General features: G+C 71.6%; 22 protein-coding genes and 1 pseudogene. 10 read left to right on the top strand and 13 right to left on the bottom strand.

Going from position 1 to position 24,827, the window contains the following annotated elements:
• Positions 1-109 precede the first annotated feature (109 nt).
• The 5 genes and pseudogenes from AB0O36_RS07805 to fahA form a co-directional block, all read right to left on the bottom strand.
• Positions 110-877: pseudogene (locus AB0O36_RS07805) on the bottom strand (ABC transporter permease); the annotation flags it as partial.
• Positions 874-2,241: an ABC transporter substrate-binding protein gene (locus AB0O36_RS07800; RefSeq protein ID WP_365105625.1), complete on the bottom strand. Its 1,368-nt coding sequence runs from the start codon at positions 2,239-2,241 to the stop codon at positions 874-876. The pseudogene AB0O36_RS07805 and the gene AB0O36_RS07800, both read right to left, overlap by 4 nt.
• Before the next feature lie 14 nt (positions 2,242-2,255).
• Positions 2,256-2,483 carry a ferredoxin family protein gene (locus tag AB0O36_RS07795; protein ID WP_365105622.1) on the bottom strand — a complete coding sequence of 76 codons (228 nt, stop codon included), beginning with the start codon at positions 2,481-2,483 and terminating at the stop codon, positions 2,256-2,258.
• A 96-nt stretch (positions 2,484-2,579) separates the two neighbouring features.
• Positions 2,580-3,335 carry a GntR family transcriptional regulator gene (locus AB0O36_RS07790; protein WP_365105620.1) on the bottom strand — a complete coding sequence of 252 codons (756 nt, stop codon included), beginning with the start codon at positions 3,333-3,335 and terminating at the stop codon, positions 2,580-2,582.
• A gap of 150 nt (positions 3,336-3,485) precedes the next feature.
• Positions 3,486-4,712 carry a fumarylacetoacetase gene (fahA, locus tag AB0O36_RS07785; RefSeq protein WP_365105618.1) on the bottom strand — a complete coding sequence of 409 codons (1,227 nt, stop codon included), beginning with the start codon at positions 4,710-4,712 and terminating at the stop codon, positions 3,486-3,488.
• A 217-nt stretch (positions 4,713-4,929) separates the two neighbouring features.
• Here fahA and AB0O36_RS07780 point away from each other — a divergent pair, with 217 nt between their 5' ends.
• Positions 4,930-5,748, top strand: a complete 819-nt coding sequence (locus tag AB0O36_RS07780; protein ID WP_365106151.1) for an HAD family hydrolase — start codon at positions 4,930-4,932, stop codon at positions 5,746-5,748.
• A 76-nt stretch (positions 5,749-5,824) separates the two neighbouring features.
• Here AB0O36_RS07780 and AB0O36_RS07775 read toward each other — a convergent pair whose 3' ends face one another.
• Positions 5,825-7,837 (bottom strand): CocE/NonD family hydrolase, encoded by a 2,013-nt coding sequence (locus AB0O36_RS07775; protein ID WP_365105615.1) that lies wholly within the window; start codon positions 7,835-7,837, stop codon positions 5,825-5,827.
• Positions 7,838-8,043: 206 nt separating this feature from the next.
• Here AB0O36_RS07775 and AB0O36_RS07770 point away from each other — a divergent pair, with 206 nt between their 5' ends.
• From AB0O36_RS07770 to AB0O36_RS07755, 4 genes are all read left to right on the top strand, one after another.
• Positions 8,044-9,054, top strand: a complete 1,011-nt coding sequence (locus AB0O36_RS07770; protein ID WP_365105612.1) for a polyprenyl synthetase family protein — start codon at positions 8,044-8,046, stop codon at positions 9,052-9,054.
• Positions 9,055-9,254: 200 nt separating this feature from the next.
• Entirely contained in the window at positions 9,255-10,460 is a 1,206-nt protein-coding gene (locus tag AB0O36_RS07765) for a DUF2092 domain-containing protein (protein WP_365105609.1), read from the top strand.
• A gap of 158 nt (positions 10,461-10,618) precedes the next feature.
• Positions 10,619-10,822 (top strand): hypothetical protein, encoded by a 204-nt coding sequence (locus AB0O36_RS07760; RefSeq protein ID WP_365105606.1) that lies wholly within the window; start codon positions 10,619-10,621, stop codon positions 10,820-10,822.
• On the top strand, positions 10,819-11,253 hold the full coding sequence (locus tag AB0O36_RS07755) for a hypothetical protein (protein ID WP_365105603.1): 435 nt from the start codon (positions 10,819-10,821) through the stop codon (positions 11,251-11,253). Before AB0O36_RS07760 ends, AB0O36_RS07755 begins: the two co-directional genes overlap by 4 nt.
• Here AB0O36_RS07755 and AB0O36_RS07750 read toward each other — a convergent pair.
• The 7 genes from AB0O36_RS07750 to AB0O36_RS07720 all read right to left on the bottom strand — a co-directional run bounded on the left by AB0O36_RS07750 (position 11,243) and on the right by AB0O36_RS07720 (position 20,774).
• Positions 11,243-12,571, bottom strand: coding sequence for a M28 family metallopeptidase (locus tag AB0O36_RS07750; protein ID WP_365105600.1), 1,329 nt, complete (start codon positions 12,569-12,571; stop codon positions 11,243-11,245). The two genes, AB0O36_RS07755 and AB0O36_RS07750, sit on opposite strands and share 11 nt — an antisense overlap.
• Before the next feature lie 283 nt (positions 12,572-12,854).
• The gene (gene rarD, locus AB0O36_RS07745) at positions 12,855-13,811 is read right to left on the bottom strand and encodes an EamA family transporter RarD (RefSeq protein WP_365105597.1); all 957 of its coding nucleotides are present in this window, start codon (positions 13,809-13,811) and stop codon (positions 12,855-12,857) included.
• A 216-nt stretch (positions 13,812-14,027) separates the two neighbouring features.
• Positions 14,028-15,104: a 2-oxoacid:ferredoxin oxidoreductase subunit beta gene (locus tag AB0O36_RS07740; protein ID WP_365105594.1), complete on the bottom strand. Its 1,077-nt coding sequence runs from the start codon at positions 15,102-15,104 to the stop codon at positions 14,028-14,030.
• Complete coding sequence (locus AB0O36_RS07735; RefSeq protein WP_365105592.1) at positions 15,097-17,049, bottom strand: 2-oxoacid:acceptor oxidoreductase subunit alpha; 1,953 nt, start codon at positions 17,047-17,049, stop codon at positions 15,097-15,099. The genes AB0O36_RS07740 and AB0O36_RS07735 overlap by 8 nt, the downstream gene beginning before the upstream one ends.
• A gap of 144 nt (positions 17,050-17,193) precedes the next feature.
• Positions 17,194-17,853 carry a response regulator transcription factor gene (locus AB0O36_RS07730; protein ID WP_365106148.1) on the bottom strand — a complete coding sequence of 220 codons (660 nt, stop codon included), beginning with the start codon at positions 17,851-17,853 and terminating at the stop codon, positions 17,194-17,196.
• A 236-nt stretch (positions 17,854-18,089) separates the two neighbouring features.
• The gene (locus AB0O36_RS07725) at positions 18,090-19,433 is read right to left on the bottom strand and encodes a sensor domain-containing protein (RefSeq protein ID WP_365105589.1); all 1,344 of its coding nucleotides are present in this window, start codon (positions 19,431-19,433) and stop codon (positions 18,090-18,092) included.
• Positions 19,434-19,568: 135 nt separating this feature from the next.
• Positions 19,569-20,774: a sensor domain-containing protein gene (locus AB0O36_RS07720; RefSeq protein WP_365105586.1), complete on the bottom strand. Its 1,206-nt coding sequence runs from the start codon at positions 20,772-20,774 to the stop codon at positions 19,569-19,571.
• A 148-nt stretch (positions 20,775-20,922) separates the two neighbouring features.
• Here AB0O36_RS07720 and ndhC point away from each other — a divergent pair, with 148 nt between their 5' ends.
• Genes ndhC through AB0O36_RS07695 form a run of 5 tightly spaced genes read left to right on the top strand, consistent with a single transcriptional unit; the run spans position 20,923 to position 24,812 of the window.
• A complete protein-coding gene (ndhC, locus tag AB0O36_RS07715) occupies positions 20,923-21,330 on the top strand; it encodes an NADH-quinone oxidoreductase subunit A (RefSeq protein WP_365105583.1) in 408 nt (135 codons plus the stop codon).
• A complete protein-coding gene (locus AB0O36_RS07710) occupies positions 21,321-21,902 on the top strand; it encodes an NADH-quinone oxidoreductase subunit B family protein (protein WP_365105580.1) in 582 nt (193 codons plus the stop codon). The genes ndhC and AB0O36_RS07710 overlap by 10 nt, the downstream gene beginning before the upstream one ends.
• Entirely contained in the window at positions 21,899-23,236 is a 1,338-nt protein-coding gene (locus tag AB0O36_RS07705; protein WP_365105577.1) for an NADH-quinone oxidoreductase subunit C, read from the top strand. The genes AB0O36_RS07710 and AB0O36_RS07705 overlap by 4 nt, the downstream gene beginning before the upstream one ends.
• Positions 23,233-24,201, top strand: a complete 969-nt coding sequence (locus AB0O36_RS07700; protein WP_365105574.1) for a complex I subunit 1 family protein — start codon at positions 23,233-23,235, stop codon at positions 24,199-24,201. The genes AB0O36_RS07705 and AB0O36_RS07700 overlap by 4 nt, the downstream gene beginning before the upstream one ends.
• Positions 24,201-24,812, top strand: a complete 612-nt coding sequence (locus AB0O36_RS07695) for an NADH-quinone oxidoreductase subunit I (protein ID WP_365105571.1) — start codon at positions 24,201-24,203, stop codon at positions 24,810-24,812. The genes AB0O36_RS07700 and AB0O36_RS07695 overlap by 1 nt, the downstream gene beginning before the upstream one ends.
• Positions 24,813-24,827: the final 15 nt, after the last annotated feature.

Here is a 24,827-nt window from a genome sequence, read left to right as displayed (position 1 = left end):
CGGCGGCTCCTGCGCCGGCCGCAGCCGCAGCCCCCGCCGCAGCCCCCGCAACGGCGGCCCCGGCCGCGGCCGCGGGGCGGCGTCGCCGGGTGCGGGTGGCGGGGGCGGTCGACGCGGGGCGGGGCAGCCAGCCGGTGAGACGGCGGCCCAGCGCCTCGACGGCCGTGGAGGTCAGCCAGCCCAGGGCGCCGATCGTCACCATGCCGACGAACACCCCGGGGTAGTCCACCACCGTGTAGTCCTGCCAGGTCCGGTAGCCGACGCCGTACTCGCCCGAGATCATCTCGGCGGAGATCACGCAGATCCACGACACCCCGATGCCGACCGACAGGCCGCCGAAGATGCCCGGCAGGGCCCCCGGCAGCACCACCGAGAACAGCACCCGCAGCCGGCCGCCGCCCATCGTCAGCACGGCCTCCTCCCACACCGGGGCCAGCGCCCGCACCGCGTGCCGGGTGGAGACCAGCACCGGGAAGAAGGCCGCGGTGAAGGTGATGAACACGATGCCCTGCTCGTTCGTGGGCAGGAGCAGGATGGCCACCGGCACCAGCGCGATCGCCGGGACCGGCCGGGTCACCTCCACCAGCGGGCCCAGCAGGTCCGCCGCCCACCGGGAGCGGGCGATGGCGGTCCCCGCCGCCACCCCCAGCACCGCGGCCAGCACGAAGCCGATCACGATCCGCCGCAGGCTGTGCTCCAGGTCCTGGACGTACGCGGCGGTGCCCAGCCGGTCGGCGAACGCGGAACCCACCTCGCCCACCGTGGGGAACTGCTCGAACCGCAGCCACAGGTTGACGTCCTGCGCGGTGAGCAGCTGCCACAGCCCGAGGGCGGCGGCCAGCGAGGCCACGCGGAGCAGGCGGCGGCCCGCCGTCATGACGCCGTCGCCAGGGCCACGGCCTCGGCGTGGCCGATGACCCGCGACCCCGCGTGCTGCGCGACGTACGCCTTCGCGGTCGAGGGTGCGACGAAGGCCCGCAGGTCCCCGCCCTCGGCGACCCACACCGCCTTGTCGGCGTACCAGAGTGTGCCGGTCACCGCGTCGGGGACGTACGCGGCGCGCACCCCGTCGCCGGCCTCCTTCGCCGCCTTCAGCAGCTCCCGCGGGCCGTCGAAGGTCCTGGTGGTGTCCTGGCCCTCGATCCAGAGCTCCGCGCGCGGTGCCGTCGCCTTCGGGTACGCGGTACCGGCCGCGGCCCGCTTGAGCGGCTCCGGGTCCACGAACGCGTCCACGTCCACGTCCTTGACCAGCTTGGCCGCCTTCAGCACCGGCACGTCCTCCTTGAGCGCGGCGATGAGCTCGGGCCGCAGCTCCGGGTCGAAGGTCGCGATGCCGTTCGCGCCGTTGTAGAGGTAGACCACCTCCGCCGGCAGCCCGGTCTCCTTCGCCACCGACTCGGCGGCCGCGACCGGCTTCGTGCGGAGGTGGTCGGTGGCGCGGCGCTGCGCCTTCAGGAAGTCGTCGAGCACGCCGGGCCGTTCGTCGGAGAACTCCTTCCGGACGGTGACCCCGTGGAAGGTGGGCAGGTTCAGCTCGGCGCCGTCGTACAGGGCCTTGGCCTTGCCCTCGTAGGCGAGCTGACCGGGCCAGGCCACGAACTGCGACAGGGCGTCCACACTGCCCGCCTGCAGGGCCGAAGCGCCCACGCTGGGCTGCTGGTTGAGCTTCTGCACGCCCTTCTCCGGGTCGATCCCGGCGCGCTGCAGGGCCCGTACGAGCGTCCCGTCGGCGGCCGAGCCCACACTGGTGGACACCTTCCTGCCGCGCAGGTCCGCCAGTGACTCCAGCTTCGAGTCCGGGGCGGTCACCACGGTGTTGAGGCCGCCGCGCAGGTTGTAGCCGGTGATCGAGACCAGCCGGGTCGGCTGCTTCAGCTCCTTGCCGCGGGCGGCGTTGAGCAGCAGCGGGAAGTCACCCATCGAACCGATGTCGATCTTCCCCGCGGTCATCTGGGCCGTGATCGGGGCGCCGGTCGCATAGTCCTGCCAGTCGACCTTGTACGTCACCCCCTCCCGCTTGCCGCGCGCGGCCAGCTCCTCCTCGAAGTAGCCCAGCGAGCGCAGCAAGGTGCCGGCGGTGACGGTGTTGATGGTCTTGGACTGGTAGCCGACGGTCACCGTGACCGTCTTCGACGGGCCGCCCGCCCCGGTGTTCCCGTCCTCGCCGCCACAGGCCGTGGCCAGGGGGAGGAGCAGTGCGAGCGGAAGGGCGGGGGCGAGGGCTCTGTGGCTGCGACGCATGGGACGGGGGCCTTTCACCGGAGCAGATAGGGCATGTTGACGGTCACCGCGCCGGTGGGACAGCGCGCGGCGCACGGGCCGCAGTACCAGCACTCGTCCACGTGCATGTACGCCTTGCCGTTGTCCTCGCGGATCGCGAGCGAGTCGAGCGGACACATGTCGACGCAGAGGGTGCAGCCGTCGATGCACTGGGACTCGTCGATGGTCACGGGCACGTCGGTGCGCTGGGGGACCAGGGGCATGGCTGTCTCCAGGAGAGGAGGAAACGGGGAGGAAGAGGAAGGAACCGGAAGAAATCGCGGCTCTGGGCTCCGGGCTCTGAGCTCTGGGCTCCGGGCTCAGAGCGAGCGGTGGAGCAGGCCGCTCATGGTGATGCGGTCGCCGCGGAAGCGGATGAACTCCAGGTCGACGGGCCGGCCGTCGCGCAGGTGGGTCAGCCGCTCCAGCATCAGCACGGCCGCGCCCTTGGGCGCCTGGAGCACGGCGGCGGAGTGCGCGTCGGCGTTGACGGCTTCGAGGGTGATGTCGGCGTGGCCCAGCGGCTGGCCGGCGAGCGATTCCAGCAGCCGGAAGAGGTCGGTGTGCTCCAGGTCGCAGCCGAGGAGCCCGGTGCCGAGGTCCATGGGGACGTAGGTGAGGTCGAGGGACAGCGGCAGGCCGTTCAGCCGGCGCAGCCGCTCGACGTAGAGCACGTCGGCGTGCTCGGGGAGGCCCAGCCGGTGGGCGACGGGCGCGGGGGCCGGCACCGGGCCCACGGTGCGGACCTCGTTGCTCACGGTGCCGTGCTCGTGCAGGGTCTCGGCGAGGCCCTGGAGGCGGTCCAGGCCGTGGGGGTACTTCTCGCAGACGACGACGGTGCCGACGCCGGGCTGCCGTGCGACGAGCCGCTCGCCGCGCAGCAGGTCCAGGGCCTGCCGGACGGTGTTGCGGCTGGCCCGGTAGTCGGCGGCGAGGGCGTTCTCCAGCGGGAGGACCCCGCCGGGGAAGGCGCCCGCGAGGATCTGGTGGCGCAGCAGGTCGGCGAGCTGCCGCGCCTGGTCCGCGCGCAGTCGCCGCCGCCGCGCGGCATGGTCGAGGCTGCGTTCGGCTGGCATGGCAGGGAACGTACCGGCGGCCGGGCCGGGATGGTGTTGCCGCAGTATTGCGCCACTCGACGCCGTGGGTGGAACGCTCTGACCTGGGATTTTCGGGGCGGGGTGGCAAGATCCGCCACCCCGCCCGCGGGGGCTGTCCCAGGGTGTGGACTAGCGGGTGCCCACGATGCGGCCGGTGACCTCGCCGAGGCCGACCTTGGTGCCGTCCGGGCCCGGGGCCCAGGCGGTGAGGGTGACGGTGTCGCCGTCCTCCAGGAAGGTGCGCTTGCCGTCGGCGAGTTCGATGGCGTCGCGGCCGTTCCAGGTCAGTTCCAGCAGCGAGCCGCGCTGGTTCGTCTCCGGGCCGCTGACGGTGCCGGAGCCGTAGACGTCGCCGGTGCGCAGCGAGGCGCCGTTGACGGTCATGTGGGCGAGCTGCTGGGCGGCCGTCCAGTACATGGTGTCGAACGGCGGGTGCGCCACCTCCTGCCCGTTGATCGACACGGTGATGCGCAGGTCGAAGCCGCCCTGCTCGTCGGCGTCCGCGTCGTCGAGGTAGGGGAGCAGCGGGAAGTCCCGGGCGGGCGGGGCGACGCGGGCGGCGTCCAGGGCCTCCAGCGGGGTCACCCAGGCGGACACCGAGGTGGCGAAGGACTTGCCGAGGAACGGGCCGAGCGGCACGTACTCCCAGGCCTGGATGTCGCGGGCGGACCAGTCGTTGAGCAGGAACAGCCCGAAGACGTGGTCGCGGAACCCGCCGACGGGGACCGGGCGGCCGTGCTCGGAGGGGGCGCCGACGACGAAGCCGACCTCGGCCTCGATGTCGAGCTTGACGCTCGGGCCGAAGACGGGCGCCGGGTCGGCAGGGGCCTTGCGCTGGCCGGAGGGGCGTACGACGTCGGTGCCGGAGACCACGATCGTGCCGGAGCGGCCGTGGTAGCCGATGGGCAGGTGCTTCCAGTTGGGGGTGAGCGGGTCGCCGTCCGGCCGGAACATCCTTCCGACGTTGGAGGCGTGGTGCTCGCTGGCGTAGAAGTCGACGTAGTCGGCGACCTCGTACGGCAGGTGCAGGGTCACCGCGTCCAGCGGCAGCAGGTGCGGTTCGACGGCGGGGCGGTGGCCGGGGTCGGTGACCCAGGCGGTCAGCGCGCGGCGCACGTCGTGCCAGGCGGTGCGGCCGGCGGCCAGCAGCGGGTTGAGGGAGGCGTGCCCGAGCAGCGCGGCGTACGGGGAGCCGAGCGCGAGGGCGGCTGCGCCCGCGTCGAGCACGTGTCCGCCGATCCGCACACCGATGCGGCGCCGCTCGGGCTCCGCGGCGGTGCTGAACACCCCGTACGGGAGGTTGTGCGGGCCGAACGGATCGCCCTCGGGGACGTCGAGGGGGCTCTGCTGGGGCATGGGGTGCTGCCTCGCTTTCCACGCGGTCCGGGGGTGTCCCGGGTGACACAGTGAGGGTTGACACGTTACGTGGCCGGTGAGGGCTGCGGGAGGGCGGATTCGGGCGCTATTTGTAGGACTTGTCCGAGGAGGTCCTATCCTTGGCGCCGTGACAAGCGCCCTCTCTCACGCCTCTTCGCACGCCTCCCGCGCCTCCTCTCCCGCCGCGTCGTACCCGGTGCCGCACGCCGCTCCCGGCACCGCGCCGTACGCCCTGGTCGCGACGGATCTGGACGGCACGCTGCTGTGCGCCGGGGACACCGTCTCACCCCGCTCGCGCGCCGCGCTCGCGCTGGCGCGCGCCGCGGGCGCCCGGCACATCGTGGTCACGGGGCGCCCCGTCCCCCAGGTACGCCATGTCCTGGACGGGCTCGGATATGCGGGGCTCGCGGTGTGCGGGCAGGGCGCGCAGGTGTACGACGCGGCGCGCGGCCGGATGCTTCACTCCGTCGAGATGGACCGGGAGCTGGCGGAGGTCGCCCTGGGGAAGATCGAGGCGGAGATCGGGGAGGTCTACGCGGCGGTCGACGGGGCGGGCCCCGACGCGGCGATGCTGACGGCGCCGGGCTACCGGATGCCGCACCCGCACCTGGCGACGGTCCGGGTGGGCCGCCGGGCCGAACTCTGGTCGGCGCCGATCAACAAGGTGCTGCTCCAGCACCCCGAACTGGACGACGACGAACTGACCCGCATCGCGCGGGGCGTGGTCGGCCACATGGTCAACGTGACGATGGCGGGCGAGCACACGGTCGAGCTCCAGCCGCCGGGGGTCTCCAAGGCGACGGGCCTGGCCCTGGCGGCGGCGGAACTGGGCGTCCCGGCCGCCGCCACGATCGCCTTCGGCGACATGCCGAACGACATCCCGATGTTCGCGTGGGCCGCGCACGGCGTCGCCATGGCCAACTCCCACACCGAACTCAAGGCGGTGGCGGACGAGGTCACCCTCTCCTGCGACGAGGACGGCATCGCGGTGGTCCTGGAACGCCTCTACGCCTGACGCCTCCGCGAAGGCGTGGGCACACCGGAACGCCGCCCCACAGGCTCGCTCCCGCCCCGCCGAAGCGGTGGCCCGCTCAGCCCGCGGCACGCGGGAGGCGGCGTTCCCACGTGCGGTGGAAGACGATCTCGTCGCCCTCGCGGCACACCAGCTCGTTGGAGACGACGAAGCCGCCCTCGTCGCACGTCGTCTCCGCATGCGTCTCCACCCGTACGTCCCAGCCGTCCTCCGGCCGGTGCAGCCGGATCCGCCAGTCCGAGCGCGCCCGCGCCGACAGCGGGTCCGCGTCCTGGATCTCGTACACCTCGCGCACCTCCTCGCCCGTCTCCAGCCCGTCCGGGTACACCCGGGTGCCGCCGTACCGCGGGTCCACCTCCAGCCGCCACACCCCGCGCGCCACGTCCCGTACGACCAGCCGCTCCGGCCCCGGCCCGTCCAGCGTCACCGGCACCGACACGCCCAGCGGCTCCGCCTGTTCCGGCTCCTCGAAGGACACCTCCGCGTCCGCCGGCGAGGCGCTCCGCACCGGCAGGGTCAGCGCGCTGCCCTCCGGGTCCACCGTCCAGCCCGCCTCCGAGCCGGCCCGCGGCCAGATCCACGGCCAGTACGCCGAGGACAGCGCCAGCCGGATCCGGTGGCCGGGCGGAAACGCGTGCCCGGCGGCGTTCAGCTCGAAGGCGACCGTCTCCCAGGAGCCCGCCGGCCACGGCGCCGCCCGGTCCCGGCCCGCCCGCGCGGACAGGTTGAGCACGCCCCGGGTGACCAGCGTCGACGCCCCGTCCGGCGCCACGTCGCACAGCCGCGCCACGATCTGCCCGTAGGGGACGTCCATCCGGAGCCGGACCGCCACCGAGGCCCGGCCCAGCACCTCCAGCGCGGCGCCGTCCGGCACGGGGAACTCGAAGCACGCCGACTTCGCGTCCTCCTCCCGCTGGTCCGGCGGCAGGTCCGCCTCGTTGCCGAACGGGCAGAAACGGCCCGCGTCCAGGCCCGTGTGCTGCGGCGACCTGACCGGTACGGGCGCGCCCTGGAGGGCGTACTCGACGGGCTCCACGTTCGGCGAGGGCCAGCCGGGGTCGGCGACCCAGCGCCCCGGCAGCTCCTCGTACACCGTGCGCGGCGGGTGCGACCCGCTGATCCAGGAGCGGAGCATCGGCTCCGCCATCACCCCGTTGTCGGCCCCCTTCAGCCAGTGGTCCCACCAGCGCAGGGTCTCCTGCAGGAAGCCGATCGCCGGCCCCGGCGGCAGCCCGCGGTCCGGGTACTGGTGGGGCCACGGGCCGATCACCCCCCGCACCCGGTCCGCGGGCAGCGCGGACACCAGCCGGAGCACCGCGTCCCGGTACGGGTCGCGCCAGCCGCCCACCGCCAGTACGGCCGCACCGATCGCCCCGTAGTCCTCGCAGACGCTGCCGTGCCGCCAGTAGCCGTCCCGGGTCTGGTGCGACAGCCAGGTGTGGACCAGCGGCTCCACCGCCTCCAGCCGCGACAGCCAGGCGTCCCGCCAGCCCGTGCCCGCGTACCGCGGGTCCGGCGGGTGCGCCGAGAGGGCCAGCATCGCCGCGCCCCACGCGTGCATCCCGGAACCGAGCACCGAGCCGCCCGCGTAGTGCGCGTCGTTGTCGTAGCGGTCGTCGCTCGCGCAGACCGTGACGACGGCCTTGAGCGGCTCGGGCGCCAGCGCGGCGACCTGCAGCGAGTTGAACCCGCCCCAGGAGACGCCGAACATGCCGACCGAGCCGGTGCACCAGGGCCGGGACGCCAGCCACTCCACCACCTCGGCCCCGTCGGCCAGCTCCCGCGCGTCGTACTCGTCGCCCGGCCGGCCGCCGCTGTTGCCGTGGCCGCGCACGTCGACCCGTACGGAGGCGTATCCGTGGCCGGCGTACCAGGGGTGGCGCTGCGCGTCGCGCGGTGCCGTCCGGTCGGTGAGCCGGTACGGGAGGTACTCCAGCAGGGCGGGAACGGGACGGTCGGTGACGGGCCGCCAGATCCGGGCGTACAGCTGCGCACCGTCCCGCATCGGGATCCGGACGTCCTCGTGGCGCGTCTCATGGGGGAAGGAGGTGCGGATGGCCGTACGGGTCATGACCAAAACGTACTCTCCGTGGCGATCCGCTCATCGCGGACATACCGGGGTCCTTGGGGTGGTGTCCGGAAGGCGGACGGGCCCGGACCGGCGGGCGCTCACGGTGATCGAAAATGGACGGGATACGCTGGCTTGAGTGAAGGCAGCGACACATCGACAATCCAGGTGATCGTCACCGTGATCGTCAGCAGACAGGAGTACCCCTCGTGACCGTCGTCGGGCCGTTCGGACTGAGCGTGCGGGACCAGGCTCTTGAGACCGATGTCCAGGCCGGACTGGCCGCCGTGGAGGCGGGTCTGCTGGAAGCCACCAAGAGCGAGGTCCCCTTCATCACCGAGGCCGCACAGCACCTGGTGAAGGCCGGGGGCAAGCGCTTCCGCCCGCTGCTGGTGATGCTGGCCGCCCGCTTCGGTGACCCGTACGCGCCCGGGATCGTGCCCTCCGCCGTGGTCGTGGAGCTCACCCACCTGGCGACGCTCTACCACGACGACGTGATGGACGAGGCGGACGTGCGCCGCGGGGTGTCCAGCGCCAACGCGCGCTGGGGCAACTCGGTGGCCGTCCTGACGGGTGACTTCCTGTTCGCCCGTGCCTCGCACATACTGGCCGACCTCGGCCCGGAGGCCGTCCGCATCCAGGCGGAGGCCTTCGAGCGGCTCGTGACCGGGCAGATCCTGGAGACCGCCGGTCCGCGGGACGGCCGGGACCCGGTCGCGCACTACCTGGAGGTCATGGCCGGCAAGACCGGTTCGCTGGTCGCCGTCTCCTGCCGTTTCGGCGCGCTGATGGCCGGCGCCGACGAGGCGGTCGTCGACATCCTCACCCAGTACGGCGAGCGCCTGGGCACCGCCTTCCAGCTGGCCGACGACGTCCTGGACATCGCCTCCGACAGCCACGAGTCGGGCAAGACCCCCGGCACCGACCTGCGCGAGGGCATCCCGACGCTCCCGGTGCTGCGGCTGCGCGAGATGGCCGAGCGGGACGGCCGCGAGGAGGACCTGGACCTGGTCCGGCTCCTCGACGGCGACCTCACCGACGACGCCCGGCACGCCGAGGTCCTGGCCCGGCTGCGGGTGCACCCCGCGCTGGAGCAGGCCCGCCGCGACACCGTGCGCTACGCGGAGGAGGCCCGCGCCACGCTGGCCCCGCTGCCCGAGTGCTTCGCGAAGTCGGCGCTGGAGGAGCTGTGCGACGCGGTGGTCCACCGCGCGGGGTAGTACCGGACCGCGTCCGGACCGCATCCGAGGCCCCGAAAGGGTCCTTCCGCCCCCTACGGGATGGGGGAGGGAGGACCCTTTCGTGTCATACCGCGGTCGTACGCGGAGTTGGCTCCGGGGGTTGACGCGGACCACGTGTCCGGTTTGGTCAGATGGATCCATCAACCGCACCGGATCAGGACAGAGGGGCTGGCACTGACATGGCAGCGAACGTGAAGACTTCCCGCAAGGCCGCTCGGTACGCGGTACCGGCCGTGGTGCTCGGAGTCGTCGGCGCGACGGTCGCGCTCGTCCCGGCCTTCGCCAACGCCGGCGGCCCCGACCTGCCGAAGATCACGGCGCAGGAGCTGATGGAGAAGATCGCCGCCTCGGACGTGGAGCAGCTGTCCGGCACCGCGAAGATCACCACGGACCTGGGCCTGCCGAAGCTGGCCGGCGGCCTGCTCGGCGGTGCCGGGGTCACCGGCGGCTCCGCGAACCCGGAGGACAAGCTGGCGCAGCTGGCCGCCGGCACGCACACCTTCAAGGTGGCGGCGGACGGCCCCGACCGACAGAAGCTCACCTTCCTGGACGGGAAGGACGAGTACACCCTCGTCCACAACGGCAAGGACGTGTGGGGGTACGACAGCAAGTCCAACGAGGTCTTCCACGAGAAGACGGAGGAGGCCGGGGCGGCCGGGCACGACGGCAAGGGCCGGAAGACCGCCGAGCGGCTGCCCGCCACGCCCAAGCAGCTGGCCGAGGAGGCCCTGAAGGCAGCCGGCCCCACCACCGAGGTGACCGTCGGCGACACCGCGCAGGTGGCCGGGCGGGACGCGTACCAGCTGGTGCTCAAGCCCAAGCAGTCCGGTTCCACGGTGGGTTCGGTGCAGATCGCGGTCGACGCGAAGAACGGCGTGCCGCTGCGCGTCCGGCTGCTGTCGAGCAAGGGCGGCAAGCCGGTCGTCGACGCGGGCTTCACCCAGGTGGAGTTCGCCAAGCCGGCCGCCTCCGCCTTCGAGTTCAAGACGCCCAAGGGTGCCAAGGTGACGGAGGGCGAGGGGGAGCACGGCAAGGACGCGGGCAAGGAGTTCAAGGCCCTGGAGTCCCTGCCGGGTTTCGGGGGACTGACCGGCGGCCCCGGCGGCCAGGGCGATGTGAAGGAACTGGGCGAGGGCTGGGCCACGGTGGCGCGCATCGACACCGGTGCCGGCCAGGGCCTCAAGGACCTGGAGAACGACAAGAACGCGCCGAAGGAGGCCAAGCAGTTCATGAACTCCCTCGGCGACAAGGTCTCCGGCAGGTTCGGTGAGGGCCGGGTCTTCTCGACCCGCCTGGTCAACGCCCTGATCACGGACAACGGCAAGGTCTACGTCGGCGCGGTCACCGCGGACCAGCTGGTGAAGACGGCCAACGCCGACAAGTAACCGCAACCGCGCACCACCTGCGCACCTGCGCACCACCTGCGCACCACCTGAGCACCTGCGCACCACCTGTGCACCGGGGTGGCCCGGGACCTGTGTCCCGGGCCACCCTTTCGCCGTTCCCGTTCTGCGTACAGCGCACCCGCTGTACGGTGAACGGCATGTCGAGACACGTCACCATCCGCCTGGACGAGGAGTTCCACGACCGCCTCAAGGCGCGGGCGGCGGCACTGGGTACGACGGTCACCGCGATGATCACCGAGGTAACCGAGCGCGAACTGGACGAGGACCGGAAGAAGTTCCTGTCCGGCATCGAGGAGTTCGCCGACCACTGGGGCTACTTCCAGGAGCGGTTCGGCAATTGAAGATCACCATGGAGTGGGCCTGGACCGCACTGGCCCACCATCTCCCCTCCGATCCCGCCGTATGGGACCCCTCCGGGGTCGCCGCCGCCGTGGCCCGGCACCAGAACGACCTGGTGCTCGTCCCCGAGCAGCCCGCCCCCGACACCGCCTGGCGGGCCGCGGCCTTCCTGCACACCCTCGCGGTGTGCCCCGCCCTCGAATCCCCGATGAACGAGTTCTACGCGGCCGCGGCCACCCGCTCGTACCTGCGGGTGGCCGGAGCCAGGCAACTGCCCTCGCCCGAGATGCTCGGGGATCTGGTGGAGGCCGCCAAGAAGGGCCGGGCGGACATCGCCGCGGTCGCCGAGGAGCTGCGCGCCCAGATCCAGGAGCCGCCGCCGGTCCTGCACGGCGACGGCTCCGAAGAGGGCGGCAGCGGGATCAGAAGGTGATCTTCCAGCTGTTGATGTAGCCGACGTCCTGTCCGGCCGCGTCCTTCACCCGGAGGTTCCAGGTCCCGTTGGCGACCTCGCTGGAGGCGTTGACGGTGTACGACTGGACGAGGTTGTCGGCGCTGCCTCCGGCCCGGTTGTGCAGGTTGTAGACGGTGCCGTCCGGGGCGACCAGGTCGACCACCAGGTCACCGCGGTAGGTGTGGACGATGTTCACGTCCACCTTGGTGGTGGCCGGGGCGTTGCCCGTGACCCCCGAGACGGTGATCGGCGAGTTCACCGCGGCACCCGGGTAGTCGGGGATGTTCACGTCCGCGGTGTTCTCGAAGGACGGGCCGGGCGGGACCGGGGTCGAGGCGCCCAGGTTCCAGATCGCGTAGGCGATGGCGTCGCTGTTGCGGTCCAGGGCGGTGTCGTTGATGTTCGCCGTGGTGTCGCAGGAGGAGTGGTAGCAGCGGTCGAAGGCCTGGCCGGCCGTGCCGCCCCACTTCTGCGCCTGGGCGCTGGTCTTGGTGTAGTCGGCACCGGTGAACAGGCCGCCGACCGGAATGCCCACGTTCTTGAACGGGGCGTGGTCGGAGCGGCCGTCGCCCTCCGTCTCGATCTCGGTCGGGATGCCGAGGCCCGAGAAGTACGTCTTGAAGGTCTGCTCGATCGTCGGGTCGTCGTCGTAGACGAAGTAGCCCGGGTTCGGCGAGCCGATCATGTCGAAGTTCAGGTAGCCGGAGATCTTTGATCGCTCCGCCGCCGGCAGGTTGTTGACGTAGTACTTCGACCCGATCAGGCCCAGTTCCTCCGCGCCCCACCAGCCGAACCGCAGGTGCTTGGTGGGCTGCAGCCCGGCGCGGGAGACGGCCAGGGCGGTCTCCAGGACGGCGGCGGACCCGGACCCGTTGTCGTTGATGCCGGGGCCGGAGGTGACGCTGTCCAGGTGCGAGCCGGCCATCAGGACCGAGTTGGGGTCACCGCCGGGCCAGTCCGCGATCAGGTTGTAGCCCGTCGCGCCGCTGCTGGTGAAGGTCTGCAGGGTGGTGGTGTAGCCGGCCGCGTCCAGCTTGGCCTTGACGTAGTCGATCGATGCCTTGTAGCCGGCCCGGCCGTGGGCGCGGTTGCCGCCGTTGTTGGTGGCGATGGTCTGGAGCTGCGTCAGATGTGCCTTGACGTTGGCCAGCGGGATGTCCGGCGGGGTCGGTGCGGCGGCCGTGGCCGCAGTCGGTGCGGCGAGGGCGGCGGGCGCGGTGGCCGAGACCAGCCCGCCGACCGCCAGGGCGGCGGCGATGGCGAGGACGGCAGGGCGCGGCGGAACGGACAGACTCATGTGGGGGCTCCGGAATTCCGAACGGGGATGGGAACGGAACGTGCGGGGATGGTGCGTCTGTGCGAGCCCGATGTTCAGCGAGGACATGACAATACGTCAAGAGCGGAATCCGGTCAGAAGGGTTCGCCAATCGGACGGCCGCCCGTACGCGTGTTGCGTACGGGCGGCAGGGTGGCGGACGGTGAGCGGTTACGCCCCTTCGCGGGCGGAGCGGTTACGGCGGTTCCGCCGTGGGGTCACGCCGGTTCCGCGGTGGGGTTGCGCCGGTCCGCGGGTGGTGGGGTCACGCCGGTTCGCGGGCCGGGGTCCGGGTGCTCCCGGCGGGCGTTCCGGAGGCCACGGCCGACCGGGCCCGGGTGCGCCGGGCGGTGCGCAGTGCGTCCCAGGTGAGCAGGGCCAGGGCGGCCCACACCAGGGCGAAGCCCGCCCACCGCTCGGGCGGCATGGCCTCGTGGAAGTAGAGCACCCCGAGCGCGAACTGGAACAGCGGCGCCAGGTACTGGAGCAGCCCCAGGGTGGACAGCGGGACCCGGATGGCGGCGGCGCCGAAGCAGACCAGCGGGAGCGCGGTGACCAGGCCGGTGGCGGCCAGCAGGGTGGCGTGCCCGGCGCCCTCGTGGCCGAAGGCCAGTTCGTCCCGGGTCGACAGCCACAGCAGGTAGCCCAGGGCGGGCAGGAACTGGACGGCGGTCTCGGCGGCCAGTGATTCCACCCCGCCGAGGTTGATCTTCTTCTTGATCAGTCCGTAGGTGCCGAAGGAGAAGGCCAGGACCAGCGAGATCCACGGCAGGCGTCCGTAGCCGATGGCGAGCACGACCACGGCGGTGATGGCGATGCCGACCGCCGCCCACTGCGCGGGCCGCAGCCGCTCGCCGAGCAGCAGCACTCCGATGCCTATGCTGACCAGCGGGTTGATGAAGTAGCCGAGACTGGCCTCCACCACGTGGCCGGCGTTGACCGCCCAGATGTAGACGCCCCAGTTCACCGTGATCACCGTGGCGGCGAGCGTGGTCAGGGCGAGCTTCCGCGGCTGCCGCAGCAGCTCCCGTATCCAGCCCCAGCGGCGCATCGCGCACAGCAGGACGACCACCACGACCAGTGACCACACCATCCGGTGGGCGAGGATCTCCAGGGCCTCGGCGGGCTTGAGCAGCGGCCAGAAGAGGGGGACCAGTCCCCACATGCCGTAGGCGGCGAAACCGTAGAGCAGACCCGTGCGCTGTTCGTTCTGTGCCTTCACGGGCCCTCCACCGTTACTTCAAGCCAACCTCTCGACGGTAACGCCGGGGGCGTTATATGTCATGTCCGTAGGCAGTGACAGTCATGACATCCCACATGTTGGACAAGCGCGGTGGATGAGCGTGGCGGACGGACGTGCCGGGCAAACGGGTGCCGGACAAAGGGACGGGCCCGGAGCTCAGCAGAGCTCCGGGCCCGTGGGGCGTGATCGGCCGGGTCAGCCGATGACGGTCCAGGTGTCGTTGCCGGCGAGGAGGCGGCCGAGGTCGCCCTTGCCGTTCTGCTCGATGGCGGTGTCGAGCTGGTCGGCCATCTGCGTGTCGTAGACGGGCCGCTCGGTGCTGCGGAAGACGCCGATGGGGGTCTGGTGCAGCGTGTCGGGGTCGGCCAGCCGGGAGAGCGCGAAGGCGGTGGTCGGGGACGCGGCGTGGGCGTCGTGGACCAGGATCCGGGCCTCGTTCTCGGGGGTCACCGCGACGACTTCGAGGTCGCCGGTGGCGGGGTTGCGGACGACGCCCTTGTGGCCGTCCGCGCCGAACCGGATGGGCTTGCCGTGCTCCAGGCGGATGACGGCTTCCTGGGCCTGCTCGGCGTCCTTGAGGGCTTCGAAGGCGCCGTCGTTGAAGATGTTGCAGTTCTGGTAGATCTCCACCAGGGCGGTGCCGGGGTGGTCGGCGGCCTGGCGGAGCACCTCGGTGAGGTGCTTGCGGTCGGAGTCGACCGTGCGGGCCACGAAGGAGGCCTCCGCGCCCAGGGCGAGGGAGACCGGGTTGAAGGGCGCGTCCAGGGAGCCCATCGGGGTCGACTTGGTGATCTTGCCGACCTCGGAGGTGGGGGAGTACTGGCCCTTGGTCAGTCCGTAGATCCGGTTGTTGAAGAGGAGGATCTTGAGGTTGACGTTGCGCCGGAGGGCGTGGATGAGGTGGTTTCCGCCGATGGACAGGGCGTCGCCGTCGCCGGTGACGACCCAGACGGACAGGTCGCGGCGCGAGGAGGCCAGGCCGGTGGCGATGGCCGGGGCGCGGCCGTGGATGGAGTGCATCCCGTAGGTGTTCATGTAGTACGGGAAGCGGGAAGAGCAGCCGATGCCGGAGACGAACACGATGTTCTCGCGGGCCAGGCCGAGTTCGGGCATGAAGCCCTGCACCGCGGCCAGGACGGCGTAGTCACCGCATCCGGGGCACCATCGGACCTCCTGGTCCGACTTGAAGTCCTTCATGGACTGCTTGCCCTCGGCCTTGGGGACCAGGGAGAGCAGGGAGTGACCGGCAGGTGCCGCCGCCGTCTCAGTCATTGATGGCCTCCTTGAGAACCGTCGCGAGCTGCTCCGCCTTGAAGGGCATTCCGTTGACCTGGTTGTACGACTGGGCGTCGACCAGGTACTTCGCCCGGATCAGCGTGGCGAGCTGCCCGAGATTCATCTCCGGCACCACTACCTTGTCGTAACGCTTCAGGACCTCCCCCAGATTCCGCGGGAAGGGGTTGAGGTGGCGCAGGTGGGCCTGTGCGATGGGGGCGCCGGCGATGCGCAGCCGGCGGACCGCCGCGGTGATCGGGCCGTACGTGGAACCCCAGCCCAGGACGAGCGTGCGGGCCCCGTCCGGGTCGTCCACGACGAGGTCGGGGACCTCGATGCCGTCGATCTTGGCCTGGCGGGTGCGGACCATGAAGTCGTGGTTGGCCGGGTCGTAGGAGATGTTGCCCGTGCCGTCCTGCTTCTCGATGCCGCCGATGCGGTGTTCCAGGCCCGGCGTGCCGGGCACGGCCCACGGGCGGGCCAGGGTCCGGGCGTCCCGCTTGTAGGGCCAGAACACCTCGGTGCCGTCGGCCAGGGTGTGGTTGGGGCCGGTGGCGAACTGCACCCGCAGGTCGGGGAGCTCGTCGGGGTCCGGGATCCGCCAGGGCTCGGAGCCGTTGGCCAGGTAGCCGTCGGAGAGCAGGAACACCGGGGTCCGGTAGGTCAGCGCGATCCGCGCCGCGTCCAGGGCCGCGTCGAAGCAGTCCGCCGGGGTCTTGGGGGCCACGACCGGGACGGGGGCCTCGCCGTTGCGGCCGTACATGGCCTGCAGCAGATCGGCCTGCTCGGTCTTGGTCGGCAGACCCGTCGAGGGGCCGCCGCGCTGGATGTCCACGATCAGCAGCGGCAGCTCCAGGGAGACGGCCAGGCCGATGGTCTCGGACTTCAGGGCCACACCGGGGCCGGAGGTGGTGGTCACCGCCAGCGACCCGCCGAACGCGGCGCCCAGCGCCGCTCCGATTCCGGCGATCTCGTCCTCGGCCTGGAAGGTCCGCACCCCGAAATTCTTGTGCTTGCTCAGCTCGTGGAGGATGTCCGAGGCCGGGGTGATCGGATAAGAGCCCAGGTAGAGCGGCAGATCGGACTGCTGCGAGGCCGCCACCAGACCATAGGACAGGGCCAGGTTCCCCGAGATGTTCCGGTAGGTGCCCGGATCGAACGCCCGCGTCGCCGGCGCCACCTCATAGGAGACCGCGAAATCCTCCGTGGTCTCGCCGAAGTTCCAGCCCGCACGGAAAGCCGCCACGTTCGCCGCCGCGATCTCCGGCTTCTTCGCGAACTTCTGCCGGAGGAACTTCTCCGTCCCCTCCGTCGGACGGTGGTACATCCACGACAGGAGCCCCAGCGCGAACATGTTCTTGCTGCGCTCGGCCTCCTTCCGGGAAAGGCCGAATTCCTTCAGCGCCTCCACCGTCAGCGTGGTCAGCGGCACCGGATGCACGTTGTAGGCATCCAGCGACCCGTCCTCCAGCGGCGAGGTCTCATACCCCACCTTCGCCATCGGCCGCTTGGTGAACTCATCGGTATTGACGATGATCTCCGCGCCCCGCGGGACATCTGCGATGTTCGCCTTGAGTGCCGCCGGATTCATCGCCACCAGCACGTTCGGGGCGTCACCCGGCGTGAGGATGTCGTGATCGGCGAAATGCAGCTGGAACGACGACACGCCCGGAAGCGTGCCGGCGGGTGCCCGGATCTCGGCGGGGAAGTTCGGCAGCGTCGACAGGTCGTTCCCGAAGGACGCCGTCTCCGAGGTGAAGCGGTCGCCCGTGAGCTGCATGCCGTCACCCGAGTCACCCGCGAAACGGATGATCACCCGGTCGAGGCGGCGGATTTCCTTGGCATCGGAGCCCTCGGGCGTGCGCTGCCCGCCGACAACAGCCTCATCGGCCTCATCGGCCCCGTCGGTCTGCTCGGCTGTGCTACTGACCTGGCTGGTCACTGAACTGGACCTCCTTCGAGGCATGGCATCCCCAAGGCCAACCCTACGTCGCTAAGGGTGTCCTTCCTCGGGGTGCTCATATTCTGGACGGCTTTTTGAGACGGCCGGTTCAATTACGCCTATATCTGACAGGGTGTCAGTCGATCAGGAATTCAGATAGGTGAGGACCGCCAGAACCCGGCGGTGATCCCCGTCACTCGGCGACAGGCCGAGTTTCATGAAGATGTTGCTGACGTGCTTCTCCACCGCTCCGTCGCTGACCACGAGCTGTTTCGCGACGGCCGAATTCGTGCGCCCCTCGGCCATCAGCCCCAGCACCTCGCGCTCCCGGGGCGTCAGCCCCGCCAGCACGTCCTGCTTGCGGCTGCGCCCCAGCAGCTGGGCCACCACCTCCGGGTCCAGGGCGGTGCCGCCCCGCGCGACCCGTACGACGGCCTCGGTGAACTCGCGGACCTCGGCCACGCGGTCCTTCAGCAGATACCCCACTCCGGTACTGGAACCGGCCAGCAGCTCCGTGGCGTACTGCTCCTCCACGTACTGCGACAGCACCAGCACGCCTATGCCGGGATGGTCCCGGCGCAGCCGCACGGCCGCCCGCACGCCCTCGTCGGTATGGGTCGGGGGCATCCGTACGTCCGCCACCACCACATCCGGCACAGCGTTCTCGGCCGCGAGCTCCGCGACCGTCTTCAGCAGGGCTTCCGCGTCCCCGACGCCGGCCACGACGTCATGCCCCCGGTCGGTCAGCAGCCGGGTCAGGCCCTCACGGAGCAGCACTGAATCCTCGGCGATGACCACCCGCACCCTGTCTTCCACGTTCTGTGCTCTCCCCGTGTCCACTCGTAGTCGCCGCGTTGCGGCTTCATGGTGAGCCAAGCATCCCAGCCTCGTGGCCCGAACCGGGTCAGCCTGACAACGAGACGAATGGAGATCGTGGCGAAGTGCTCTTACGGGGATGCGAGGGGTGGCGGTGGCGGTGGCGGTGCGACGGCCGGTGGCGCGGTGGCCGAGGGCGTGGTGCGGGCGGCGGCCGTGATGTGTCAGCGGCGGGCGGCGGTGGCGGTGCGGTCCCGCCAGGGCAGCTCGGCGGTCACGGTGGTCCCGCCGCCGGCCGGGGAACGGACGATCAGTACGCCGTCCACCGCGTCCAGCCGCTCCCCGAGCCCGGCCAGCCCCCCGCCGGCCGAGGCCGCCGCACCGCCGCGGCCGTCGTCCGTCACCTGGACCAGCAGCCGGTCGGCGGACCTCCACACCTCCACCGAGGCGGTACGCGCCCCGGAGTGCTTGCTGATGTTCTGGAGGAGTTCGGAGACGGTGAAGTAGGCGATGCCTTCGATGGCTTCTGCGGGTCGGGTGGGGAGGTCGACGGTGACGTGGACGGGGACGGTGCAGCGGGAGGCGATGGCGGAGAGGGCGGCGTCGAGTCCGCGGTCGGTGAGGACGGCGGGGTGGATGCCGCGGGCGAGGTCGCGGAGTTCCTGGAGGGCGATCTTCACTTCGCCGTGTGCTTCGTCGACCATGCGGGCGGCTGCCTGGGGGTCTTCGGTGAGTTTTTCCTTGGCGAGTCCGAGGTCCATGGCGAGGGCGACGAGGCGGGCCTGGGCTCCGTCGTGGAGGTCGCGTTCGATGCGGCGCAGGTCGGCGGCGGCGGTGTCGACCACCACCCCCCGGTCCGACTCCAGCTCGATGACCCGGCCGGTCAGACGGGACGGGCCCAGCAGGCCCTTGACCAGCAGGGCGTCGACCGCGGTCAGCGCCCGTACCAGCCAGGGCGTCACCAGGGTGAAGGCCAGGCCGAGAAGGAAGGTTCCGGCGATCCGGAACGGGCCGTCCACCTGGTAGGTGTAGTCGCCGTTCTGGAAGAGCTGGAGGCCCGGCTGGTCGGTGAAGACGGGGAACACCCAGAACCAGAGCGGGTACGTCACCAGCGCCCAGCCGACGGACCAGAAGACCAGCGCCACGTTGAAGGCGAACACCGACCACGGGAAGTGGAAGACCGCGTACACCACGTGCCGCCACGCGCTGCCGCTGCGGAGCATCGCCCCGATCCAGGGGAAGACCCCCGGCTTGGCGGCCCGCACCGGCTCGGGGTCGGCGACCTCCAGGTCCAGCAGTGCCCGGGCCCGGGTCCGCTCGAAGCGGCCGATGCCCCGGCACATGGCCAGCAGCCCGGCGAGCACCGGGACGCCGAGGAAGGTGACGAGCAGGCCGGCCCCGAGGCTGATTCCCGTGATCGCCAGCGAGAACCAGACGACGCTCAGCGGCAGCCCGAGCATCAGGTACCCGAAGCCGCGCCAGGTCTTCCCCTCCAGCGGCGCCCGCAGGATCCGCATCCCCACCGGAACGGGCACCCCGTCCGCCCCCGTCGTCGTCCCGCTGCTCATCTTCCGGCCCCGTTCTGTCCGTCGTCCGTACGTTTCCCAGCCTCGCCGCGGGGCCCTGTGACGGGCCATGCGGCGGGTCGGCGTCTCGGGAGGGGGGTTAACCCCACCCCTCCGCACAAGGCCGGCCGCCGGGGGTCAGCCCCGGCCCGGCGCGGCGGTGACCATGCGGTCCCGCCAGGGCAGCTCGGCCGTCACCGTGGTCCCCGAGCCCTCCGGGGAGTCGACGACGAACACGCCGTCCACGGCGTCCAGCCGTTCGGCCAGTCCCGCCAGTCCGGAACCCGCGCCGAGCTGCGCCCCGCCCCGCCCGTCGTCGGTGACGCGGAGCATCAGCCGGGCCCGGGCCCCGCTCCCGGACTGCCAGACCTCGACCTCGGCCCGCCGCGCGGACGCGTGCTTGCTGATGTTCTGGAGGAGTTCGGAGACGGTGAAGTAGGCGATGCCTTCGATGGCTTCTGCGGGTCGGGTGGTGAGGTCGACGGTGACGTGGACGGGGACGGTGCAGCGGGAGGCGATGGCGGAGAGGGCGGCGTCGAGTCCGCGGTCGGTGAGGACGGCGGGGTGGATGCCGCGGGCGAGGTCGCGGAGTTCCTGGAGGGCGATCTTCACTTCGCCGTGTGCTTCGTCGACCATGCGGGCGGCTGCCTGGGGGTCTTCGGTGAGTTTTTCCTTGGCGAGTCCGAGGTCCATGGCGAGGGCGACGAGGCGGGCCTGGGCTCCGTCGTGGAGGTCGCGTTCGATGCGGCGCAGGTCGGCGGCGGCGGTGTCGACCACCACCCCCCGGTCCGACTCCAGCTCCGCGATGCGCCGCTCCAGCTCGTCGGAGGGCGAGAGCAGGCCCTTGACCATCGCCCGGTCCGCGTTGGCCATGCCCCGCATCACCCAGGGCAGCACCGGCCACAGCACGAACAGGCCGGTCAGCGCCACCGTGAAGGTCAGCACGCCCCAGGGCAGCCGGATCAGGTGGAAGAGCACGGTCCGCCAGGCCACCGGATCCTTGATCGCCGCCCACAGCCAGACGAAGAACCCGCCCGAGCGCCCCGGTCCGGGCAGCGGCGAAGGCTCGTCCACCCGTACGCCGAGCAGCATGCGGGCCCGCGCGCGTTCGAATCGTCCTGTCAGGCGGGACAGGTAGAGACCGCCCGCGAGCAGTGGCAGTCCGACCACCGTCACGGACATCCCGCCCGCGGTGCTGATCATGAACACCGTGTAAACAAAACCGATGATCGTGACGGGCAGATTCGCCAGCGCGTATCCGATCTCTTTGCACGTATCTACGCTGAAAACAGCACGCACCGGCGAGGGCCGGTCGTTGTCCGGTCCCGGAGTGTTGACGCTCATGCGGCACAGCCTGTCAAGCGAGTGGTGCCCGTGCCATGGGGTGCCCTTGTCTCAGTGAACGGGGGATAACCCCACCCCCCTGGAGGCAGGCCCTAGACTCCCGTCGGTACAGATCGTCGACAGTGGCCAAGAGGAGCGAGGAACGGACGTGCCAGACCCAACGGTATCGACCGTGACCGTGCTCGCGGCGGACTACTTCCGGAGTTATTCGGTCGTCGGCCTGCTCGCGGCTTTCGGTGTGCTCTTCGTGGCCGTGGCCTTCGGCGCGGGACGGCTGTTGCGGCCCGTCGTGCCCACCGCCGAAAAACTGCTGACGTACGAATGCGGTGTCGATCCGGTCGGCGAGGGCTGGGCGCACACCCAGGTCCGCTACTACGTCTACGCGTTCCTCTACGTCATCTTCGCCGTCGACTCGATCTTCCTGTTCCCGTGGGCGACGGTGTTCGACGCCGCCGGTTACGGGGCCACCACCCTGGTCGAGATGTTCATCTTCCTGGGCTTCCTGGCCGTCGGCCTGCTCTACGCGTACAAGAAGGGCGTCCTCGAATGGACGTGACACCGGAGCCCCAGCTGCTCCCGGAGCCCAAGCGCCTGGGAGTGCTCTCCCGACTCGCCCCGGAGCCCATGAAGGTGGTCCTGAACTGGGGCCGCCGCTACAGCCTGTGGGTCTTCAACTTCGGTCTGGCCTGCTGCGCGATCGAGTTCATCGCCGCGTCCATGGCCCGGCACGACTTCATCCGGCTCGGGGTGATCCCCTTCGCGCCCGGCCCGCGCCAGGCCGACCTGATGATCGTCTCGGGCACGGTCACCGACAAGATGGCCCCGGCGGTCAAGCGGCTCTACGAGCAGATGCCGGAGCCGAAGTACGTGATCTCCTTCGGTGCCTGCTCGAACTGCGGCGGCCCCTACTGGGACTCGTACTCCGTCACCAAGGGCGTCGACCAGATCATTCCGGTCGACGTGTACGTGCCCGGCTGCCCGCCCCGCCCCGAGGCGCTGCTCCAGGGCATCCTCAAGCTGCAGGAGAAGATCGCCCGCGAGTCGCTGGCCTCGCGCTACACCGAGGACCGCCCGGCCCCGTCGGTGGCGCAGCTGACCAGCCCGCTCGTGAAGGGGCCGGACGCGTGAACCTGTACGACTCCCTGCCCGACGCCGCTCCCGAGATCTTCGGCGCGGAGGCCGTCGCCGAGCTCTCCTACGACGTCCTGACCGTCGACGTGCCCGTCGGCTCCTGGATCTCCGCACTGGAGACCGCCCGGGACAAGCTGGGCTGCACCTACTTCGACTGGCTGAGCGCCGTCGACGAGCCGGGCACCGGCTTCCGGATCTGCGCGCACGTGGTCGCCCTGGAGGGGCACCGCGTACGCCGCCTGCTGCTGCGCACCACCGTTCCGCACTCCGCACCGGCGCTGCCCTCGGCGGTGGCCGTCTACGCGGGCGCGTCCTGGCACGAGCGCGAGACGTACGAGATGTTCGGCGTGACCTTCACCGACCATCCGCACCTGGTCCCGCTGCTGCTGCCCGAGAACTTCGAGGGTCACCCGCTGCGGAAGGACTTCGTCCTCGCGGCCCGCGTCGCCAAGGCATGGCCCGGCGCCAAGGAGCCGGGCGAGGGCGCGGACAGCGGCGGCCCGAAGCGGCGCACCATGCTGCCGCCGGGCGTGCCGGACCCCAATGACTGGGGCCCGCTCAAGGGCCAGCTCCCGCCGGCCCCGGCCCGGCCCGCCCGCACCCCGCGGGCCGCGGGCGACCGCCCGGCCCGCGCCCCGCGCGAGGGCGCACCGGTACGCCGTACCCGTACGGCCGCCGAGGGCTCGGTCGGCCAGGCGCCCGGCGCGGTGCCGGCCGAGGGCGCGGTGCCGGTGTCCCCGGCGGCGGAAGCCCCGGCGACGGAAGCCCCGGCGGCGGAGACCCCGGCGACGGAGACCCCGGCCCGCCCGGCGCGCCGTACGCGCACGACGGCCCAGGGCTCCGCGAGCCAGTCGGCCGCGGCCGAGGGCTCACCGACGGAATCCGGAATCACTGCTTCCGCCGACTCCGACCCGACCGCACCCCCGGCCCGCCCGGCGCGCCGCAGCCGCTCGGCGGCCGACGGTTCGGCGAGCCAGACGCCCGCCGCCGCGGCTCCGGCCGAGGGCGAGGACGGCACCGCCGCCGAGCGCCCGGCGGCCCGCCGGACCGCGCCGCGCAGCAGCGACGCGCCCTGGCACAACCCGAAGCCCGCCTTCGACGAACCGTCCCGCCCGGCCAGGACCCCCGCCCCGGCGGAACCCCCGGCCGAACCGGCCGAACCGGCTGAGGCGGCGAAGCAGGGGACACCCGCCGAGCCGACCGAGGCACCCGCACCGGCCACACCGGCCGAGCAGCCCGCCGAATCCGCCGAAGCCGGAGGCGACGGCGAACGCGGGGACGCCGCACAGACCACCACCCGACCCGACCCCGACAACGGAGGCGACGCGTGAACGACGTACTCGACGTCGCGCTGCGACTCATCGTCGTCTTCGCGGTCTTCCTCGTGCTCCCGCTCGTCGTCGGACAGACGGAGCACAAGGTGATGGCCCACATGCAGGGCCGTCTCGGCCCGATGTACGCCGGCGGCTTCCACGGCTGGGCGCAGCTCGTCGCGGACGGCGTGAAGTTCGCGCAGAAGGAAGACGTCGTCCCGGCCAACGCCGACCGGCGGATCTTCCAGCTCGCGCCCGCCGTCGCCCTGCTCCCCTACCTCCTGGTCCTGATCGCCATCCCGATCGGCCCCGGCGAGGGCGCGGTCGGGCAGGTCATCGACGCCGGCGTGTTCTTCGTGCTCGCCGTCATGGGCGTCGGCATCCTCGGCAGCCTGATGGCCGGCTGGGCCTCCGCCAACAAGTTCTCCCTCCTCGGCGGTCTCCGCACCGCCGCACAGCTGCTCGCCTACGAGCTCCCCATGCTCCTCGCGGCCGCCTCGGTCGCCATGGCCGCCGGCACCGTCTCCCTCCCCGGCATCGTCGGGGCCTTCGAGTGGTGGTGGCTGCCCTGGCAGATCGTCGGCGCGGTCGTGTTCTTCACCGCCGGGCTCGCCGAACTGCAGCGGCCCCCCTTCGACATGCCCGTCGCCGACTCCGAGATCATCTTCGGCGCGTACACCGAGTACACCGGTCTGCGCTTCGCACTGTTCCTGCTCGCCGAGTACGCCGGCATCGTCGTGCTCTGCGCGCTCACCAGCGTGCTCTTCCTCGGCGGCTGGCACGGCCCGTTCGGCGGGGACGGCCTCGGCTGGTTCTGGACCCTGCTGAAGACCGCGGTGCTCGCCTTCCTCGTCATCTGGCTGCGGGTCACCTACCCGCGGCTGCGCGAGGACCAGCTCCAGCGGCTCGCCTGGACCACGCTCATTCCGCTCGCGCTCGCCCAGATCGCGCTCACCGGCATCGTGAAGGTGGCGATCCCGTAATGCCCATCCCCGGATCCGGTCTCGCCAAGGGCCTGGCCGTCACCCTGCGCACGATGACGAAACGCTCGCACACCGCGCAGTACCCCGAGGTGCAGCCCGAACTCCCGCCGCGCACCCGCGGGGTCATCGGCCTGTTCGAGGAGAACTGCACGGTCTGCATGCTCTGCGCCCGTGAGTGCCCGGACTGGTGCATCTACATCGACTCCCACAAGGAGACGGTCCCGGCCGCCGCCCCCGGCGGCCGCGAGCGCAGCCGCAACGTCCTCGACCGCTTCGCCATCGACTTCTCCCTCTGCATGTACTGCGGTATCTGCATCGAGGTGTGTCCCTTCGACGCCCTCTTCTGGTCGCCGGAGTTCGAGTACGCGGAGACGGACATCCGTGAACTCACCCACGAGCGCGACAAGCTGCGCGAGTGGATGTGGACCGTTCCCGCCCCGCCCGCCCTCGACCCGGCCGCCGAAGAGCCCAAGGAGCTCTCCGCCGCCCGCAAGGCGGTCGAGAAGGCGGAGGCCGAAGCAGCAGCCGCAGCCGCGGCCGCCGCCGATGCCGCCACCGACGCGGCCGCCGACCGGACCGACCCCGATGCGCCGGCCGGAGGTGCCGCGTGACCCACACCGCCCTCC

The sequence above is a fragment of the Streptomyces sp. NPDC089799 genome (genome assembly GCF_040684755.1).
In the GTDB taxonomy this organism is placed as follows: Bacteria; Actinomycetota; Actinomycetes; order Streptomycetales; family Streptomycetaceae; genus Streptomyces.
The sequence above is the reverse complement of the archived record's forward strand: the minus strand, read 5'-3'. Positions and strand labels throughout refer to the sequence as shown.